This is a genomic window from Pseudoalteromonas sp. KJ63-1 (assembly GCF_055808145.1).
The window spans coordinates 680469-698433 of record NZ_JBVVRL010000002.1 but is presented as its reverse complement, the minus strand read 5'-3'; the positions used below and the strand labels follow the sequence as shown (position 1 = coordinate 698433).

The window sequence follows — 17965 nt, the reverse complement described above, 5'->3', positions numbered from 1 at the left end:
TTAAAAACGAGTGAAGTCGCGCTGGGTATATTGTTTATCTAAATTAAGCATTATGGTGCGATATTCACCGCTTTGAATTATGTTAGCTAAGCCTTTGTCAAAACGGCTTCTGAGGCCATCATCGTTAAAATACGCAGGCATTTCAGAAAACGGGAAAATAGTATGGATAACATAATCTTGAGTCGTATGGTTTTTTTGATACTCTTTTAAATAGTAAAAAAATATACGCCTATCGAGAATAATCGTATCAACCCAGCCTGCCATTAAATGGTGAATCTGCGCTTGTTGATTAAGTACTTCTTCGTACCCTCCTAAACTATGCAAATTATTACCAAACTCCTGAGGTAAAAAAGCAGGTGCATTTTGAAAGGCAAGTACGCTTTTTGTTGCAAGCTGGTACACCAAATCAATTGTAAAATTTTTCCTTTTAAGGCTTACCACCACATTTTCATAGCTAATAACAGATTCACTTTTATAAACACCCGCAATTAAATTGCCGGTGTAGTTTAATGCAATGTCTATACTGCCCTGAACCAAAGAGCTGTCGCTACGCTGATTTGCCATATAATGAACTTTAATATCATTGATTTTTTGGTCGCGTAGCGCTGCCTTAACAATTTCAATTTGAATGCCTGAATCGTTATAGCTAATAACGTAGGGTGAAATAGTAGGATTAGCGGCTACATGAATGGTTGATGACGCTTGGTCTTTAGCAAAAGCTAATGCAGCAGAACTTAGCCCAAAAAGCATAAAAAATAAAATGACTTTCACTTGCATCCCTCAATTAAATTAATTTAATTTAAGTCATACATTATATTTTTAATATAAATAGTAAGTAATTTTTACCTTAGTATTTGTATTTAAATCGCAAATATTGCACACTTTGTTGTATTGATTTAATTATAAGCTAACATTTTGCAAACTGCCTGCCCAAGCTGTGATCTTATCATTGATATTCCCGACATTAATGTCAAACAGGTTGCGATGTGTCCTCGCTGTAACCACAAAATTCGCGGTGTTAATATTAATCATGACACCGAAATTGTCGCGTTGAGCTTCAGCGCACTGCTGATGTTACTCAGCAGTATGTTTTATCCGTTTATTTCTTTTAGTAGCAACGGTATTACCCAAACAATTACCCTACCTGACGCTGCTCGCATTCTATTTAATTATGATAGTGACCTGCTCGGCCTGTTTATTGATATCAGCATTATTATTCTGCCTATGAGTTTGCTCATTATATTGATCCCTTTACATTTAGGAGTACTCAAAGCGCTGCCACAAGCGCTCGCCAGAAGGCTATTAAAGTTTACATTAACCCTTGAGCCTTGGATCATGTCAGAAATCTTTTTGATTGGTGTTTTGGTCAGTATGGTAAAAATAATGTCATTGGCTGAGGTTAGTTTTGGTACCAGCTTTTTTGCCTATGTGGGATTTGTAATTTTTTATGTTAGTGCGTTAACACGGCTAAATCGTGCAAGGTTGTGGTCGCAGGTAAGCCCGGCAATTCGGCTTCAAAGTAGTGCAGGCGCAGAACGTGCAATAGACGATAATATAAAAGCCTGCCATGTTTGCCACCAGTTGAGCGTTGACCTAATCTGCCCTCGTTGCCATAGTAAAACCTACTTAAGAAACCCGTACAGCGTTCAAAAAGCAGCAGCTTGGCTAGTTACCTCAGTAATTTGTTATATCCCAGCGAATTTACTGCCCATTATGTACACTATCAGCCTTGGGGATGAAACCTCTGCCACGCTTATTTCTGGTGTTATTACTTTATGGAATAGCGGCTCCTACCCTATTGCGCTAATTATCTTTTTTGCAAGTGTGGTGGTGCCATTAGCGAAAGCGCTCATTTTAAGTTTTTTATGTTTTATGGTTACAAAACCCGCCAACCTGCATACAAAAGGTTACACAAAAGTGTATCAACTTACTGAATTTATAGGAAAATGGTCTATGATTGATGTGTTTGTTGTGGCTATATTAGTTGCATTAGTGCAGCTAGGAAATTTGATGTCGGTTATACCGGGTTTAGGCATCGTCTTTTTTACTGTTATGGTATTATGCCAAATGATGGCAGCACACGCATTTGACCCTCGTTTACTGTGGGATTCACCTAAAAATAAAAACGCAGAGAATAAAGCATGACTAAAACAGCCAACGTAGCACAAAAAACACGTATTTCTGCGATTTGGATTATTCCCGTGGTTGCCTTATTGGTAGGTATTTGGATGCTTTATCAATACCAATTAAATAAAGGGCAAACAATCTATATTTCTATGCCGCAAGCCGAGGGCATTGTTGCCGGTAAAACAGAAATTAAAGTACGGAGTGTGAAAATAGGACAAATTGATCACATTCGCCTCTCCAACAGCCAAGACAGTGTTATTGCACGGGCACAAATAGATAAAAACTACGATAACTTACTCACTGAAGATGCCCGTATTTGGGTGGTAAAACCTCGCATAGATGAAACTGGCATTAGTGGCATGAGCACTTTGCTCTCAGGTGTTTATTTAGAGTTTTCGCCAGGCGAAAGTAAACAACTAAAGAAGCAGTTTAAACTTCAAGAAGAGCCTGCATTAATAGGCAAAGATGTTCAAGGTGGGCGCTTTAAGTTACTCAGTTACAATGCAGAAGTACTTGATGTGAGTACTGGCATATTTTTTAAAAACTATAAAATAGGCCAAATAGAAACCGCTACTTTTGATTGGAAAAACCAAGCAATGCAATACGGTATTTTTATTAAAGCCCCCTATGAGAACTTGATCACCTTAAATTCTATTTTTTGGGTTAACTCAGGGATAGAAATAGATCTTTCCGCAGATGGTATCAACATTAACACTGGTTCTTTAAGCAAATTATTGAAAGGGGGGATCTCTGTCGGACTACCTGAGCAGCAGGCTCCTGGCGATTTAGCGCAAAACGGGCATAGCTTTTCTTTAAGCCAAAGTTACAAACAAGCTCTAGAAGAGCGCTTTTATGATTTTGATTATTACCTTATTGAATTTGAACAATCTATTCGAGGGTTACGTGTAGGTGCCCCAGTAGAGTATCGCGGTACACGCGTAGGTACTGTGGTTGAAGCACCCGCCAATGTAATTATAGATGGTAAGCCCGCCCATTTTCGCGCTAAAAACACTGCGGTTCCGGTATTAATAAAAGTCGAATATGGACGTCTTTACCACATCACCTCAGTAGCAAAAGAATATTGGAAAACAAGCGTTAACGAATGGATTGAAAATGGCATGAGAGCATCGCTTAAACCGGGGAATTTACTCACTGGTGCAGTGTACGTCGACTTTGACTTTTATACTGACACCCCAAAAAGCGAGCTTAAAAAGCTTGCTCAATACGATGTGTTTCCGAGTGTATCTAGTGGTATAACGGTGCTTGCTGACCAAGTGTCTGATGTGCTGAATAAGGTAAATAATTTAAAAATTGAAGACAGTTTGGCAAAAATGCAAACAACTTTCAGCGAGTATCAAGCGTTGGCCAGTGAAATGCGCACATTATTAAGTAAACCTGACACCCAAAATTTACCCGGCGACTTTAATCGTAATCTCGAAAAAATAACCAAAAGCATGGAGCAGTTTGAAATAACCATGCGGCAGTTTGATAAAACCATGGCAAGCTATCAAGCAGGCTCACAAATGCACAACCAGCTTGAACAAACACTGCTGCAAATTAAACGTTTATCGGAAGAATTCCAGCCACTTACTCGTGGTTTAAACGAACAGCCCAACATGCTCATTTTTGACAAGTCATTGCCTAGCGATCCGCAACCGAGGAAACAATAATGAAAGCATTATGTTTAATTTTAACTGGTTTGATTATAAGTGGTTGTAGCTCGGCTATTCAAACTGCAACTCAATATTACCAATTTGAACAACCCATAACTAACTCTTCGCGAAATGTGCAAGATACAAAAGCACAACTCAGGGTGCAAACAGTTACCTTAAGGGGGGCATTGAATAACCGGGGTATTGCGATGAAAGTAGATAATAATCAAGTTCATGCTGCTAATTATCACTTGTGGGGCGAATCGCCGGATGTAATGCTTACAACAACTGCGCAACAAACATTATTTAATGCCATGAGCAACTGGATGGTTATAAAAGGGTTGCCAGTCATCACCGACCAACAACAACAAATATTTTATGAACTAGAATATGAATTACATCACTTTAACGGCGATCTGCATGGTAACGCAGATATCTCAGGGCTATGGCGTTTGTACTATACCCACCCAGAATCAGGCAGACGTTTAATAAGCATTCATAACTTCTCAAATGTTATGCCAATAGATGACGATGGCTACAATTCATTAGTCGCGACCCTTGAAGAAATGTGGCTAGAGGTAAACTCAAATGTGGCGAACACAATTGAAAAAACAAGACTCAATCATAAATAAACACTTTGATGGTGGTTTTATCAGCATTGATGACTGCCTTACCCACCTCAGTAAAACCCAGTTTATATAGTGAATTTTGAGATCCTAAATTAGCCGTTGAAGTAATTGCGCATACATCTTTTATACCTAATTTATGCCTGTTATATAAAAGTATTGTAGCTGCTTCAAAAATATATCCCTTTTTTCAAAGCCGACTTTTAACGCAAACCCTAAATCGGGATGTTGCATAGTCGCTCGCTGATAAAAACCAACAATACCAACCACAGTTTCATCATGGAGTGTGATCATATAAGGCCCAAAACCGTGCTCTTTATGGGCAGCTATAAAGCTGTCTTTGATGTATTTTTTAGCGTCGTCTAGGGTATGAATACCTTTATCACCAATGTATTTAATAAAGTTGGCCTGGTTAACTAACTTAAGTAACTCACCCGCGTCAGCTATTTGTGCAAAGCGTATAAGTAAACGTTCAGTTTTAAAAGCAATATTCAAAATAACTCCTTGTAGTTCAATGCTATAGCTATAATTTAACGACATTAAAACAAAACCCAGTCAACAATGACTGGTTTTTTTGGTTTTAGAGTAATTTCAAACTTACTTTTGCAATTTTATATCGCTGTAGTAAGCATCTAAACTCGTCACTTTAGTCTGATTTGGCAAATCAGCAAACTCGCTATCACTAAACTTAGTGCCGCGTAGCTGCACATTTAAACGTGCTGCTTTTGGGTTTAACATTGTTTGCTGGTAGTAATCTTTAATATCAGCAAGGGTGACTTTTTCCACCTCTGCAATTAATTTTTGTCTTGAATCAAAATCAAAGTTTTCACGATACCAATCGTTAATCAATGGACTCATTTCGTCGCTTAAATTCTTTGGCTGTTCTTTTAACGAAACCAAAGTTGCATTTTTAAGCTGTGCAAATGTTTCCTCACTCATGGCATTAAGCTCTAAAGCGTACTCTTTTTTAAACTTGTCAAAGCGACCTTGAATGTCTTTTGGCCCTTTCACAGGTGTTTGGATAAATAAACCAATACCTGAGTAATCTTCAATAGGACGCGCTAATGCGCCTACTGCATAAGCAAGTTGCTCTTCAGTACGCATTTTATCAAACGCGATTGTTCTAAAGTGACCTTGCAATACAGCTGCCTGTGCTTTTTGTTTGTAACCAGGAGTTGGGTGAATGGTCATATCGACCACCGCTACATCGGCGACATCAATATCTTTGTGTAATACACGCGCTTCACCCGGTTGCGGTAACCACGCTTTACTGCGTGCAAACTCCGTTTGAGTATGTTTGCTTGGTAAGATAGCCGCTAACTCAGCAGCAATAGCATCAATGTCCTTTTGGTTGTAGTTACCGTAGCTAAATACACGTAAGTTATTATTCGCTAAGGTGCTTTGCTTTAAAGCGTGTAAATCAGCAAGCGTTAGTGTTTTTGCAGCCTTAATTAGCGCTTCTGTATCGAAACTGCCAGTACGAGTTAGCTTTGAATACTCACCAAATGCTTGTGCATACGGGAACTGTTTTTGTTGATTAAGTAAATCTCGCTGATAACGGTCAATCGCTTGATTAAACGCTTGTGCTGAAATTTCAGCATCAAACCCAGCTAACGCTTGTTTAAGTAAAATATCTTGTTTATCAGTAAAACCACTTAACGATAGCACCAATCCATTACTTGAGCTTAAATTAACGTTCATGCCAGCAATGGCAGCTTCAGTTCGTAACTGACTTAATTGAGTGTTATACAGATCAGCCCAAACAGAATAAAGTACGGTTGAGTTTATATCATGCAAACCTGTTTGCGTGTTGATATACACCTCAACTAAACCTTTAGGCTGCTCTGCAAACTGCTGACTTGCTTGGCGCCAAATTTTTACGCCGTTTTTATCATAGCTAAGCTCAGGATGCTTCTGCTCTTTAAAAGCTTGCGTTTTAATAGCAAAACTCTCTGGTAGTAAATTGTTAACACTTGGCAATGCTAAATTAAAATCACTTGGTTTTTCCCAGCTGACAATTTCTGCATCGCTAATATCGTTAATTTTATATTTGCCATCGTAAAAATGCAGCTCAGAATCTGTATCTTCCTGTTGAGAAATATACCAGATGCGAAGTGTATCGGCGTTAAGTTGCTTAAGTACATTATTCACCGCATCAGCATCAAATTGAGCATAGTAGTACGGTGCGTTTATCGCATGATTTAACGGGTAATCTTGCATGCTTTGAGTCAACGCACTGACATAGTTAAACTCATCGCCCTTTTCTAAAAATTTAAACTGATTATTTAAAGAAGTGCGAATTTCATTAAAGTACTTACTATTAACGCCCTCACGCTTAATCAAGTCAATGTATTGCATGATTGTCGCGACAATTGATTCGCGGTTTTTCATACCCTCATCAGTCAGCTCTATATTCACGTTCAAAGAACCGTAGTTGCCATATTGATTTGGAGAGGCAGAGGCTGATAACTGAGATACCCACCCTTTATCACGTAATATTTGCGCTGGACTACCTGGCATTTCATTACTAAGTAAATAGGCAACAAAGCGATTAGGTTTTACTGCAAATTCATTTTGGTTATTAGTAATTGTGAAATCGAGTTGTAATTGTTTTAGGTCTTCATTTGGTGAGTAAAAAACACGTTTACCACCGGCATTATCAAAATCTAAGCTAGCTGTAACACTTGGCTTTTCAATATTTTTATTTTCAATGTCAGCAAAGTATTTTTGTGCTTTTTTCTGCATTTCTGCAATTGGTAAGTTCGAAATCAGCGCCACTTTCATAATATTTGATGAATAATATTTATTATAAAAATCAACCGTTTCCTTGTGTAATGAACTATCAGCTTTATCGCCTAGGGTTTCAAGGTTACCAATTAAAAATCGGTTAGCCGGATGTTCACCCATCATTTTACGTGCAAGTTTAAATTGGCCGAAAAAGTCCATTTCACGACGCATTGACCATTCAGCATTTACTGCATTTTTTTCTTTTTCTGTGTATTCTGGGTAAAGCTTAGGGGCTTTAAAAAAATCTGAAAAGCGGTCTAAGCCTTCATCAAACGCATCGTTATTAATTTTAAACATGTAGTTGGTAATATCGAGCCAAGTATAAGCATTATGCGCACCACCATTTTTAGTCATAAAATCGGAGTACCCTTTGGTATCAGGGTATCGTTCAGTGCCTAAAAACAACATATGTTCTAGGTAATGCGCCATACCTTGTTGGCTCATTGGGTCATGTAACAGACCTACACCTACACTCAGTGAAGCAGCAGATTTTTCAGCGCTTGGATCAGAGACTAAAATCACTTCAATATCGTTAGCAAGTTTCAAGGTTTTATATTCACGGTTATCGTTAGGGCTAACAACGAGCGTTGGTGACAACAGTGATGTTTGTGAAGATTGAGAAAGAGTGGCGGTATTCGAACAACCGCTTAATATTGCCAGTGCAATTGCACTTAAGCCGATGACGTGTCTCATTTTAATTATATCCATTGCTGTTAAATACGTGTTTAGTGTTACAAAAATACTAAATCAGGAATAAACTACCATCATCAAGTAATACTATGCTACTAATTAGTACTTAATTGTGTAACACATTGTGAATAACAATCGAATACTCAAAGAAAATAATAAGGTAAGTTATGGAAAAGATAATAATAATGGCCATGTTTGTGCAGGTAACACTTTCATTAGTTGTTATGGTGATTATGGGAAAACGTCGTTTTGCAGCGGCCAAAAATAAACAGATACAGTTAAATGATTTTGCTGCTATGCGCCTTGATAATGCGGGCGATTATGTCAGAGTTGCTGATCGTAACTTTAGCAACCAATTCGAAATACCTGTGCTTTTTTATGCGGGATGTTTACTTGCTTTACAGCTTAATATGGCGAGTGTCAGTATTGCAGTACTTGCCTGTTTATTTGTCGCTACACGAATTATTCACAGCATCATTCACCTGGGTAGTAATCATTTAAGAGCCCGTTTTAGAGTGTTTTTACTAGGCTGCTTATCTGTGTTTGTAATGTGGATTTTGCTAGTGCTGGGTGTACTTTACCACTAAAAAATAACGGCGAATTTAACAATTCGCCGTTATTTTTTATAAGTTTATTTTGTACGTTTTAATCGAGGTGCTACTAGCAGTAGTGCACCTAATAACCACGCTACACTACCACTAGAGTCTGAAGTTTTTGGTGGTGTAACTTCTACGTTATCAATTAATGTATTTTCTTTAGGTGTCAAGTTTTGTGCTGAATTAGGATCATCATCAAGCACAACCACACTTTGAATTGATACCAAGTTTTGATTACTAATAACTAAATTTTCATCTGAACATTGCTCTTGAGTAATACCAACTAATGGTACCTCTGAACAATGGACTAAGGCAGCAATTTTATTTAAGGTTTCTTGGCTTTGCGTAGTGACTTGTCCAAACACGGTAAAACCACCATTTTGTAAATCTAAGTTTTGGCTGTTATCACTCATGTTAAAAAACCATTGGCTAGTAGCGCTGTTTTCATTACCGCCCTGTTTTGCCATAGCAATGGTGCCTTTAACATTTGAATAAATAGGTTCGTTTATAACCGAAGGTTTGGTTGTAATTGGATCCATTTTATCAGAAAAGGTAAAGCCCCCTCCTTGAATGATAAACTTATCAATAGAGCGATGTATTACCGTTTGATTATATGCAGCATCATCAACATAACTTAGGAAATTTTCTACTGTTTTAGGAGTTTGTTGATCAAACAAGTTAATTTGTATCGTTCCCTGGCTCGTTTGCATTTCGACTATAGTTGCAGTGCTTGAAAAACTTGTTGCAGTTAAAATTGAGGCTAAGATAAGCTTCTTCATTATTTTTCCTATTTTTATTGTCATTAGAATTAATATTTTATGCATCATAGAATAGTGCTATTTATTTTGTAAATCGATATATAAGTACTTAACGCTACAATTCATAGCAAAGTAATTACACCACAGTTACAACTGTTTACATTTTATTTTAAACACGTTATGGATAATTAATTGCCTGTGTGCCTTGGTGTACATTACGGTTACTCTTTTTAATTAATTTTAAACCTTGCAAGGTATTTAAAAAGCCCCTTATCAATCACTCTTTTTTTGTTATTATCAATCAGGGACTGTTGCCATTTAAAGGTCATTAGGCCCTAACACATTGATAGGAGTACATAAAATGACTAATAACACGACTATTTGTGATTTTGGATTACATAAAGGTGAGCCATACACCCAACTGCCCGTGAGCTTTTTGAAATGGATGATTGATGTTAATCATCAAAAATCTCAATATGCACGAGATGAACTTGCTCGAAGAAACAGGGTTGTAGAGCTGCAGCGTCAAACCACACAGGCTTAAAAAATATAAAGAAGTGCGTTTTTTTAAACTCGAACTAGTTTACACTAACCACCTACTAGATAGAGCTTTAATTCATCGATAGGTATCTTATGCGTACTCTTGTTTTTCTTGTTTTTTTCTTGGTTTATCTGGCTGTGCTAGCGATTCTGTCAATAAACCTGCAGCACAGTATTTAACAGTTCTTCATACCAATGATAACCATGGTCGCTTTTGGCATAATGAAAAAGGCGAATATGGCATGGCAGCCCGTAAGACCCTAATTGACCAGTTGAGAGCAGAAGCAAAGACACAGGGACATCAGGTGTTATTGTTATCAGGCGGTGATATCAACACTGGTATTCCGGAGTCGGACCTACAATTTGCTGAGCCCGATTTTAAAGGTATGTCGAAAATCGGCTATGATGCAATGGCTCTAGGAAACCATGAGTTTGATAACCCAATAGGTGTATTAAAACAGCAACAAAAATGGGCTAACTTTCCTCTTTTATCGGCCAACATTTTCGATAAACAAACTAACGAAACAGTTTTTGAGCGCTATAAAATATTTAATAAAGGTAACTTAACCATTGCCGTTATTGGCTTAACAACAACGGATACCGCAAAAATTGGTAACCCTCAATACATTGGCCATTTGGATTTTAAAGATCCGGTTAAAGTAACTGCCTCACTCACCCAAAAACTAAGAGCAAAATATAACCCGGACATTACCATTGCAGTAACGCATATGGGCCACTATGCAGATGCTAAAAATGGGATCAATGCCCCTGGTGATGTCACACTTGCTCGCTCTTTAGATAAAAATGCCCTTGATATGATTATTGGTGGCCACTCTCAAGAGCCAGTGTGTATGGCTGCTAAAAACGTTACTGATGAGAACTTTAAACCGGGTTTAGCCTGTAAACCAGATCAGCAAAATGGGACATGGATAATGCAAGCCCACGAATGGGGTAAGTATGTGGGCAAAGCAGAATTTAAATTAGAAAACGGTCAATTATCTCTACTGAGTTATCAATTATTACCCGTTAATTTATATGTCGATAAAAAGCAACCAGACGGCAGCATAAAAGCCGTTCTAGCTGCAGATTACATTAAACCTGACTCTGCATTACAGACCTTTTTGGCAGCATACCAACAAAAGGGTGCTAAGCAAATTGAGGGGAAAATTGGCTTCGTCAATGACAGACTTGAGGGAGATCGCAATAAAGTACGCTTTGAGCAAACAAACCTTGCGCGCGTTATTATCCAAGCACAAATGAACACTGTAGGTGCCGATTTTGGTATTATCAGTGGTGGCGGTGTTCGCGATAGTATTAATGCGGGTGACGTGAGTTATAAAGATATACTTAAAGTACAACCTTTCAAAAACCGTGTCGCCTATATCGACTTTAAAGGCAGTGAAATTTTAACCTATTTAAATGTCGTGACACGTTTCCCACCAGACTCTGGTGCTTACATGCAGTATCATAACTTAGCATTTGAATTAAAAGCTGGGCAGGTAACTGACGTATTTATCGCCGGCAAGCCACTTGATATAAACAAAACATACCGCATGAGTATTAATGAATATAACGCCTCTGGTGGCGATAATTATCCAAAAATCACAAAAATGGTGGGTTTTGTAAGCACCGATGAAACTGACTCGCAAGCTTTAAAACGGTTTTTTACTGAGCATAGCCCTGTTGATGCACGTGAATTTGCACCTAAGTAGTGATCTAGTGTGAACATTATGAGTGTCATTAAAATGCTAATGGCACTCTTCATTAAGATTTATGTGATAAGCTCACTTAAATCATTACCCTAAGCAGTTAATTCGAAATTATTTCCCTATTATCTCTATATTCCCTTGGTTAACATTTACTAAGCCATAGCTGTGCATCCGTGATCGAGAGCCCTCTCCAAATGCCTTTGGCGGATAATACAGCTCCTTCTGCTCTGGGCAATCATTCAATACATCATCTAACGCCGCACGAATTTCACTCAGGGTTTTTTCTAAACTGTTATTAAAGTTTGGTCGTTTTCTGATGGTATGCCCGAGTTCAACTAAACGATAAAAGTACTTATTGGCAAGTTCTAACAGCTCCTCGGGTACATTTTTATTATGGTTAAGGTTAATCTCTGGATTATTAGTACAAAACTCAACAAGCGCTAAATAAAAACACAACGGCTTATTTGCTAACGCCACTTTTTGCTCTGGATAATAACTACTGGATAAAGTTTTACTTTTTAAATTAATCACGAGTATTAATGGCTTTGATTCTAGTGTACTTGGCTCCTGCTCAGTAATGAGTTTTTTATTTCTTTGATAAATTTCAGCCTGTTTTATCATGACCATAAATAATGCACTGACAACAAAAAGCAGTATATAAACGGTCACTCTAGTATGCGAAAAATGAGGCTGCTTTAAGGATAAAACTATAAATACTTCACTATTATTACTATTTAGTTTTCGAATAAACTCATCGGTTTCTAAGGATGAAATAAACTCGTGCTCTGGCACTATCGAAATTACCTCTATACCCGTATCTTGGATATGAGTATTTACTGTTTGTATATAATGTTGTATCGCAACTTTATTACCAGAATGTTTAAGAAGCTCATTTGATAAATCGAGCAAAGGTAAGTCTAAAGCGATTTGTTTTTCTATTTGAGCTATTTGTAACTTGTTAACCTGTTGCTGTTCATGTGTTGTTGAAATATAAAACACCAATGAAAATACAATGAATAATATAAAAACACATAATGGCGATATAAGCTTTCTCATTACGACCCCCCTATAAAGGTAACGGGGTAGTTATTACATTGCCAATATGGCTCAACATCTTGATAGTATTGAAACGATTGTTCTTTAGACATACTCAATAAGTGAGATTGTACAGCGCAGAGTAAATCGGTATTGTTATGTTGCATTTTTAAGTACCAACGAATACCTGCAACATTACTGCTTATGGGCGTAATATAATTTTTTGAGAAGCGCTTACTATCATTTTCTCTCCAAAAAGAGGCAATCAGGTCAACCTGCCCGTTCGCCAGTAATTCCCGCAATTCATTATGTGAGCTGGCATAGGTTATTTTTAGTTGAGCAATATTAAGTCCTAATTGCTTAAACGTTTGTTTTGGCAAAATATGTCCAGATCGGCTAGTTGGATAATCTAGCAGGCCTATTTTTTTGTCTAAAAAATACTGTTTAGTGATCAGAGGCTTCTCTTTTGAAGATATAAAAAACGCGGTGTAATCTGAAAAGCCGACCACTGGCTGATAATTGTAAGTAGTCTCGGCTCTAAACGCTTCCATAATATTATTTTTAGCTAAAATTAAATCCGCAATGCCTTTACCAACAAACTCTAAGCTATCGACGGTTCTGTAGCCCCAATAGCCAATAACAGACCCATATTGCTTTGCCACAACTTTATCATCACACAACTTTTTCGTGAACAATTGAGCAACATACTTTGAGGGTGTAAATACTATAAGCTGATTTTGGTTAGCCGTTGCCGTGGTTTGACATGTCGTTGATGTTTCTATCATCACTGGGAAAGCTATTTCTTTTTCATCTACAGCCATTTGACCAGCAAACCAACTAAACAACAACACTATAAACATAAATGTAACAATTGCTGTTTTATGCAACATTAACTTTTTAATATCCAAAAAACACCGATCTAAAATGAAGTTATAATACATTTGAACAATTTTAATTACTTATTACAATAGGTAATTTTACCCATCAAACATAAGATATTGATAAAAAACAACTTTAAATAAGAAAACATGAATTTTATTGAGTCCTTTCTATCAACATGAAAAATACGGACAATTGACCTTATAAGGTTTTATAAATTAAATTTCACACTTACTAGGATGCCTCGATGCAGATAAATGTAAAACATTCGCTTTCATTAACACTTTTAATTAGTGCAATATTTGCAAGCACAGACTGTAATGCATGGGGGCAAAACGGCCACCGCGTTGTTGGTAAAATTGCAGAGGCCCATGTAAGTGAAACCACCAAGGCCGCACTTATTCCTTATCTCAATGGTGAATCTTTAGCACAAATTTCAACATGGCCAGATGAAATGCGCTCTGCGCCAGGTGATTTTGGCAAAAAAATCATCTCGCTGGCACTATATTAATGCAGATGACAATGCAAAATTTAGCTTTAACCACGAACACACTGAACATAAAGAATCAGTAACAAACATATTAGAAGGCATTCACTATTCAATTAAAGTATTGAAAGATGATAAATCAAGCCTTGCAGCAAAGCAGTTTAGTTTGCGTTTTTTAGTGCACTTAGTCGGCGACAGCCATCAACCATTTCATGCAGGTAGAGCTGAAGATAGAGGCGGGAATCGCATTAAGGTTTCTTTCTTTAACCAACAAACCAATCTTCATAGCTTATGGGATACTAAGCTGGTAGAAAATGAAAATTTATCTTTTACTGAATACGCTCAATTTATAGATACTAATAACAACGAGTTAATTAACGAGTATTTAAACAGTACCCCAACAAGCTGGCTTGAAGAGTCACACAACCTTGCTTTACAAATATATAAATCAACAGAAGAAAATATTAGCTACGACTATATTTACAACCACACCCCTATTGTAAAAACGCGCTTACAACAAGCGGGCATTCGCTTGGCTGGATTGTTAAATACATTATTTGATCCAGCGAGTAAACGTTCAAAAAAAGCTTTAACACTAAAAGCAACAAAATAAATTCAGTTTCTAACTTAAATAACCTAAACGGGAAATCAACACTATGACAAAGCTTCGCCTTTCGAAATTAACTGGGGCAGTAATTCTTGCTCTAGGAGTTTCAACAAGCGCTATGGCTGCTGACACTTCATCTGCAATGCGTGGTAAAATCACCACACCTTCAGGTGCGAACGCTGCAAACGTTAAAATTAAGGTTGTTCATCAACCTACTGGCACAATCAGTGAGTTAACAACCAATGAAAGTGGTACTTTTATAGCCAATGGTTTACGTGTTGGTGGACCATACATGGTGATCATCGACTCTGATACATTTAACGACACCACCGTTGAAAACATCTTTTTAAACCTTGGTGAAACTTATCGCTTGAAGTCGCAACTAGCACCACTAAATATTGAAAAGATTGAAGTCTCTGGATATAAAATCATCCAACAATCAGGTGGTTCTAGCAGTACGTTTGGTGAAGATACCATTAATAATATGCCCAGCTTTAATCGTGACATTAAAGACATTGCGCGTTTAAACCCACTTGCAAGTATTAATGGTAGCGGTCAACTAACTTTTGCTGGTAGTAACCCACGCACGAATGGTTTAACTGTAGATGGCATTGGCCAAAATGATGACTTTGGTTTAAATTTTGGTGGCTACCCAACCTCACAACCCCCTGTAGCACTAGATGCGATTGAACAAGTTTCTGTAGATGTTTCGCCTTTTTCGGCTTCTAAAGGAAACTTTGGTGGCGGTACTATTAATGCGGTAACAAAGTCTGGTACAAATGAGTTTAAATTTTCTGGCTTTTATGAAATATCTACCCCTGATATATCAGGAGATCTTCTTAATATCGTTGAAGAAGATGACCTAGATGCGATTGGTCAAAAAACTTTTTCTACTAATAAAGTAGAGCCTATTCAAACAGAAGAAAGGTTTGGCTTTAATGTTGGTGGAGCAATAATAGAAGATGAGCTGTTTTACTTTGTAAACTATGCAGAATGGTCAAGTGAATCGGATCTTGATTATGGTTTTAGCGGATCAGGTGCTGCAAATGAATTTAATACCACTGAAGCTAATTACAACCGTTTCATTTCAATCTTAAATGATGAGTACGGACTGACTGATTCACTCGCGGGTGCTCCAGAGGATACAAATAAAAACTTATTAGTTAAGCTTAGCTGGAATGCAAGTGATGATCATCGCCTAGATTTTACCTACCAATGGCAAGACGATCAAGATGAGCGTAATTCAAGCTACGGTGGTGATAACATCGTTCTTCAGTCAAATACTTATGCGTATGTTACTAAGTTCAATAATTTTGCCACTAAACTCTACTCAGATTGGACTGAAGACTTTTCAACTGAAATTGGTATTTCTTATAAAGATGTCATTTCAGACAGCGCGACACGTTCTAATTTAGGAAGTATATCAGTAGACGAAGATGGACGTAATGGCCCATCTTACAGCTTTGGTACAGATCAATACCGCCATGCAAATCGCTCTGAAACACAAAATTTAACGTTAACATTCGATGCTACTTACTTAACTGATGAGCATGAAATAAATTTTGGAGCTCAGTACGAGTCACTTCGTTTATACAATTTATTTGCTCAAAACTCATTGGGCTCATGGAAGTTTGATAGCTTAGAAGACTTTGCGAATCGCAATGTAGGCTTTTATGATTTCTCTTATCAAAATGCCTACACGAATAATTCGGCTGATACCGCTTATGATGTAAGACGTAATCAACTTGCACTTTACATTGAAGATACTTTCTATGTTGGTGACGACTTAGAGGTTACAGCGGGTGTTCGTTATGAACGTTTATCATCAGATGACAAACCTACTCTGAACGAAAATTTTGCCAGTACTTATGGGTTCACCAATCAAGAAAATCTTGACGGCTTAGATATCATTTTACCGCGTATTGGCTTTAAATATTATGCGACAGAAGCGCTTACAATTAGCGGTGGTATCGGTCGTTTCCAAGGCGGCATTCCAAATGTTTGGTATAATAACTCATTCCAAAGTGATGGCATCACACTTGTATCGGCACCTAATGATGTAATAAATGATTACTACGCTAATAACACTGCTGATATTACCCAAGTGCCTGATGAAATTAAAAACTCTTTGCAGCAAGGCGCTGGTAGTGTTGCATATATAGACCCAGATTTTAAACTTCCTTCAAGTATTCGTACCCAAGTTGGTTTTGAGTATGATTTTGACTCTGAGCTATTCGGTGACGGCTTTAAGTGGCAAGCCGAAATCGCGTACCATAAAAAAGAAAATGAAGCTGTATGGCACAATTCTTCAATTACACCTGTTGGCTTAGCTGCTGATGGTGAACGCGTGATTAATCAAACTATATATTCAGGTTCACTTACTGATAACGTTGATATTGAAATGACGAACTCATCTGATGATGGTCGTTCAATCATCTTATCAACGGGCATTGCCAAAGAGTGGGATAATGGTTTATTTATTTCTGCAAGTTATGCGCATCAAGATGTTAAAGAGTCTTCAGCAGGTTCAGCATCACAGGCAGAAGGTAACTATAAACACAATATCACTGTAAACCGCAATGAAGATATTGCTGCTCGCGGGTTTTATGAAATAGAACATAGCTTTAAAGTTAACCTAGGTTATACCGCTGAGTTGTTTAGTGGTTATGCAACTAAATTTAACGTCTACTTTGAACGTCGCTCTGGACGTCCATTCAGCTACACAATGGGAATGTATAAAGATGGTGATTTAGGGGATACTAGTTCACTGTTTACAAACGGTGCTTACTTACCTTACATACCAACCGGTGCTGACGATCCAAATGTAAACTGGGGCGAGTCAAAAATTTCTTGGGCTGAGTTAGAGCCTCTACTGCAAAGTGCTGGTATTTCTCAACGTGGCGGTATTTTAGCTAAAAACACAGCTACACAACCATGGGTTACAACCATGGATGTAAGTATAAAGCAGGAAATTCCTGGTTTTGCTCAAGGTCATAGTGGTGAGGTGTACTTTATGATTGATAACTTCGCTAACCTTTTAAATAGTGATTGGGGCATCGAGAAAAGTCTAAGCTATTCAAATCAAACAATTTATGATTTCGGTGGGCTTGACGACCAAGGTAGATATAAACTTGATAATACCTATGGCGGCGCTGATGTAAGGAACTACTCGCGAATTAGTAGCTCATCTGCTTGGCAAGCTAAAATCGGTGTTAGCTATAAGTTTTAATCTATAACTTACCCCGCAAAAACTTATAAATATTAAAAAGCCATTACATTTATGTAATGGCTTTTTTTTTGAAAAAGTCACTTTTCATCTGTTTGTCATAAAAACTACTTACTATCTGCACAGTAAAATATTGAAACATTAATAAAATGCTAAAGTTCACACGAAAAGTGTTTTATAATAAAAAAGTTACAGTTGTATTTTATTTGTAACATTCAAATGAGGTACACTATGTAAACATTTTTG

12 protein-coding genes and 2 pseudogenes are annotated in these 17965 nt (G+C 37.4%); 8 read left to right on the top strand and 6 right to left on the bottom strand.

Annotation, left to right across the window (positions count from 1 at the left end):
* Nucleotides 1-771: a substrate-binding periplasmic protein gene (locus tag AC0L7Q_RS19470; protein WP_409425826.1), complete on the bottom strand. Its 771-nt coding sequence runs from the start codon at nt 769-771 to the stop codon at nt 1-3.
* A 144-nt stretch (nt 772-915) separates the two neighbouring features.
* On the opposite strand from AC0L7Q_RS19470, the gene AC0L7Q_RS19465 reads away from it, so the two are divergent.
* Genes AC0L7Q_RS19465 through AC0L7Q_RS19455 form a run of 3 tightly spaced genes read left to right on the top strand, consistent with a single transcriptional unit; the run spans nt 916 to nt 4411 of the window.
* Nucleotides 916-2145, top strand: a complete 1230-nt coding sequence (locus tag AC0L7Q_RS19465; protein ID WP_413403115.1) for a PqiA/YebS family transporter subunit — start codon at nt 916-918, stop codon at nt 2143-2145.
* Nucleotides 2142-3797, top strand: a complete 1656-nt coding sequence (gene pqiB, locus AC0L7Q_RS19460; RefSeq protein WP_413403113.1) for an intermembrane transport protein PqiB — start codon at nt 2142-2144, stop codon at nt 3795-3797. The genes AC0L7Q_RS19465 and pqiB overlap by 4 nt, the downstream gene beginning before the upstream one ends.
* Entirely contained in the window at nt 3797-4411 is a 615-nt protein-coding gene (locus AC0L7Q_RS19455; RefSeq protein ID WP_409425823.1) for a PqiC family protein, read from the top strand. Before pqiB ends, AC0L7Q_RS19455 begins: the two co-directional genes overlap by 1 nt.
* A gap of 126 nt (nt 4412-4537) precedes the next feature.
* Here the strand turns inward: AC0L7Q_RS19455 and AC0L7Q_RS19450 are convergent, their stop codons facing one another.
* Together AC0L7Q_RS19450 and AC0L7Q_RS19445 are read right to left on the bottom strand one after the other, a co-directional pair.
* Nucleotides 4538-4945, bottom strand: coding sequence for a GNAT family N-acetyltransferase (locus AC0L7Q_RS19450; RefSeq protein WP_418157361.1), 408 nt, complete (start codon nt 4943-4945; stop codon nt 4538-4540).
* A gap of 57 nt (nt 4946-5002) precedes the next feature.
* Nucleotides 5003-7885, bottom strand: coding sequence for an insulinase family protein (locus AC0L7Q_RS19445; RefSeq protein WP_413403109.1), 2883 nt, complete (start codon nt 7883-7885; stop codon nt 5003-5005).
* Nucleotides 7886-8049: 164 nt separating this feature from the next.
* Here AC0L7Q_RS19445 and AC0L7Q_RS19440 point away from each other — a divergent pair, with 164 nt between their 5' ends.
* Nucleotides 8050-8469 carry an MAPEG family protein gene (locus AC0L7Q_RS19440; protein ID WP_138607794.1) on the top strand — a complete coding sequence of 140 codons (420 nt, stop codon included), beginning with the start codon at nt 8050-8052 and terminating at the stop codon, nt 8467-8469.
* Between the two features lie 44 nt (nt 8470-8513).
* On the opposite strand, the gene AC0L7Q_RS19435 is transcribed toward AC0L7Q_RS19440, so the two are convergent.
* Nucleotides 8514-9257, bottom strand: coding sequence for a peptidylprolyl isomerase (locus AC0L7Q_RS19435; RefSeq protein ID WP_178957269.1), 744 nt, complete (start codon nt 9255-9257; stop codon nt 8514-8516).
* A gap of 340 nt (nt 9258-9597) precedes the next feature.
* Between AC0L7Q_RS19435 and AC0L7Q_RS19430 the strand changes: the two genes are divergently transcribed.
* Both AC0L7Q_RS19430 and ushA read left to right on the top strand, forming a co-directional pair.
* Nucleotides 9598-9780 (top strand): hypothetical protein, encoded by a 183-nt coding sequence (locus AC0L7Q_RS19430; protein ID WP_409425820.1) that lies wholly within the window; start codon nt 9598-9600, stop codon nt 9778-9780.
* 89 nt (nt 9781-9869) lie between these two features.
* Nucleotides 9870-11488, top strand: a pseudogene (gene ushA, locus AC0L7Q_RS19425) (bifunctional UDP-sugar hydrolase/5'-nucleotidase UshA).
* A gap of 108 nt (nt 11489-11596) precedes the next feature.
* On the opposite strand, the gene AC0L7Q_RS19420 reads toward ushA, so the two are convergent.
* Together AC0L7Q_RS19420 and AC0L7Q_RS19415 are read right to left on the bottom strand one after the other, a co-directional pair.
* Entirely contained in the window at nt 11597-12541 is a 945-nt protein-coding gene (locus tag AC0L7Q_RS19420; RefSeq protein WP_409425819.1) for a hypothetical protein, read from the bottom strand.
* Nucleotides 12541-13410: a type 2 periplasmic-binding domain-containing protein gene (locus tag AC0L7Q_RS19415; RefSeq protein WP_409425818.1), complete on the bottom strand. Its 870-nt coding sequence runs from the start codon at nt 13408-13410 to the stop codon at nt 12541-12543. The genes AC0L7Q_RS19420 and AC0L7Q_RS19415 overlap by 1 nt, the downstream gene beginning before the upstream one ends.
* A gap of 236 nt (nt 13411-13646) precedes the next feature.
* Between AC0L7Q_RS19415 and AC0L7Q_RS19410 the strand changes: the two are divergent.
* Together AC0L7Q_RS19410 and AC0L7Q_RS19405 are read left to right on the top strand one after the other, a co-directional pair.
* Nucleotides 13647-14499, top strand: a pseudogene (locus AC0L7Q_RS19410) (S1/P1 nuclease).
* Between the two features lie 43 nt (nt 14500-14542).
* Nucleotides 14543-17722, top strand: a complete 3180-nt coding sequence (locus AC0L7Q_RS19405; protein ID WP_178957281.1) for a TonB-dependent receptor — start codon at nt 14543-14545, stop codon at nt 17720-17722.
* The last annotated feature ends 243 nt before the right edge of the window (nt 17723-17965 follow it).

Excerpts from the sequence above, each read along its gene's own strand:
- AC0L7Q_RS19420 (WP_409425819.1), bottom strand. The coding sequence starts at position 12,541 with ATGAGAAAGCTTATATCGCCATTATGTGTTTTTATATTATTCATTGTA.
- AC0L7Q_RS19435 (WP_178957269.1), bottom strand. The coding sequence starts at position 9,257 with ATGAAGAAGCTTATCTTAGCCTCAATTTTAACTGCAACAAGTTTTTCA.
- AC0L7Q_RS19430 (WP_409425820.1), top strand. The coding sequence starts at position 9,598 with ATGACTAATAACACGACTATTTGTGATTTTGGATTACATAAAGGTGAG.
- AC0L7Q_RS19415 (WP_409425818.1), bottom strand. The coding sequence starts at position 13,410 with ATGTTGCATAAAACAGCAATTGTTACATTTATGTTTATAGTGTTGTTG.
- pqiB (WP_413403113.1), top strand. The coding sequence starts at position 2,142 with ATGACTAAAACAGCCAACGTAGCACAAAAAACACGTATTTCTGCGATT.
- AC0L7Q_RS19450 (WP_418157361.1), bottom strand. The coding sequence starts at position 4,945 with ATGTCGTTAAATTATAGCTATAGCATTGAACTACAAGGAGTTATTTTG.
- AC0L7Q_RS19440 (WP_138607794.1), top strand. The coding sequence starts at position 8,050 with ATGGAAAAGATAATAATAATGGCCATGTTTGTGCAGGTAACACTTTCA.
- AC0L7Q_RS19445 (WP_413403109.1), bottom strand. The coding sequence starts at position 7,885 with ATGAGACACGTCATCGGCTTAAGTGCAATTGCACTGGCAATATTAAGC.
- AC0L7Q_RS19455 (WP_409425823.1), top strand. The coding sequence starts at position 3,797 with ATGAAAGCATTATGTTTAATTTTAACTGGTTTGATTATAAGTGGTTGT.
- AC0L7Q_RS19405 (WP_178957281.1), top strand. The coding sequence starts at position 14,543 with ATGACAAAGCTTCGCCTTTCGAAATTAACTGGGGCAGTAATTCTTGCT.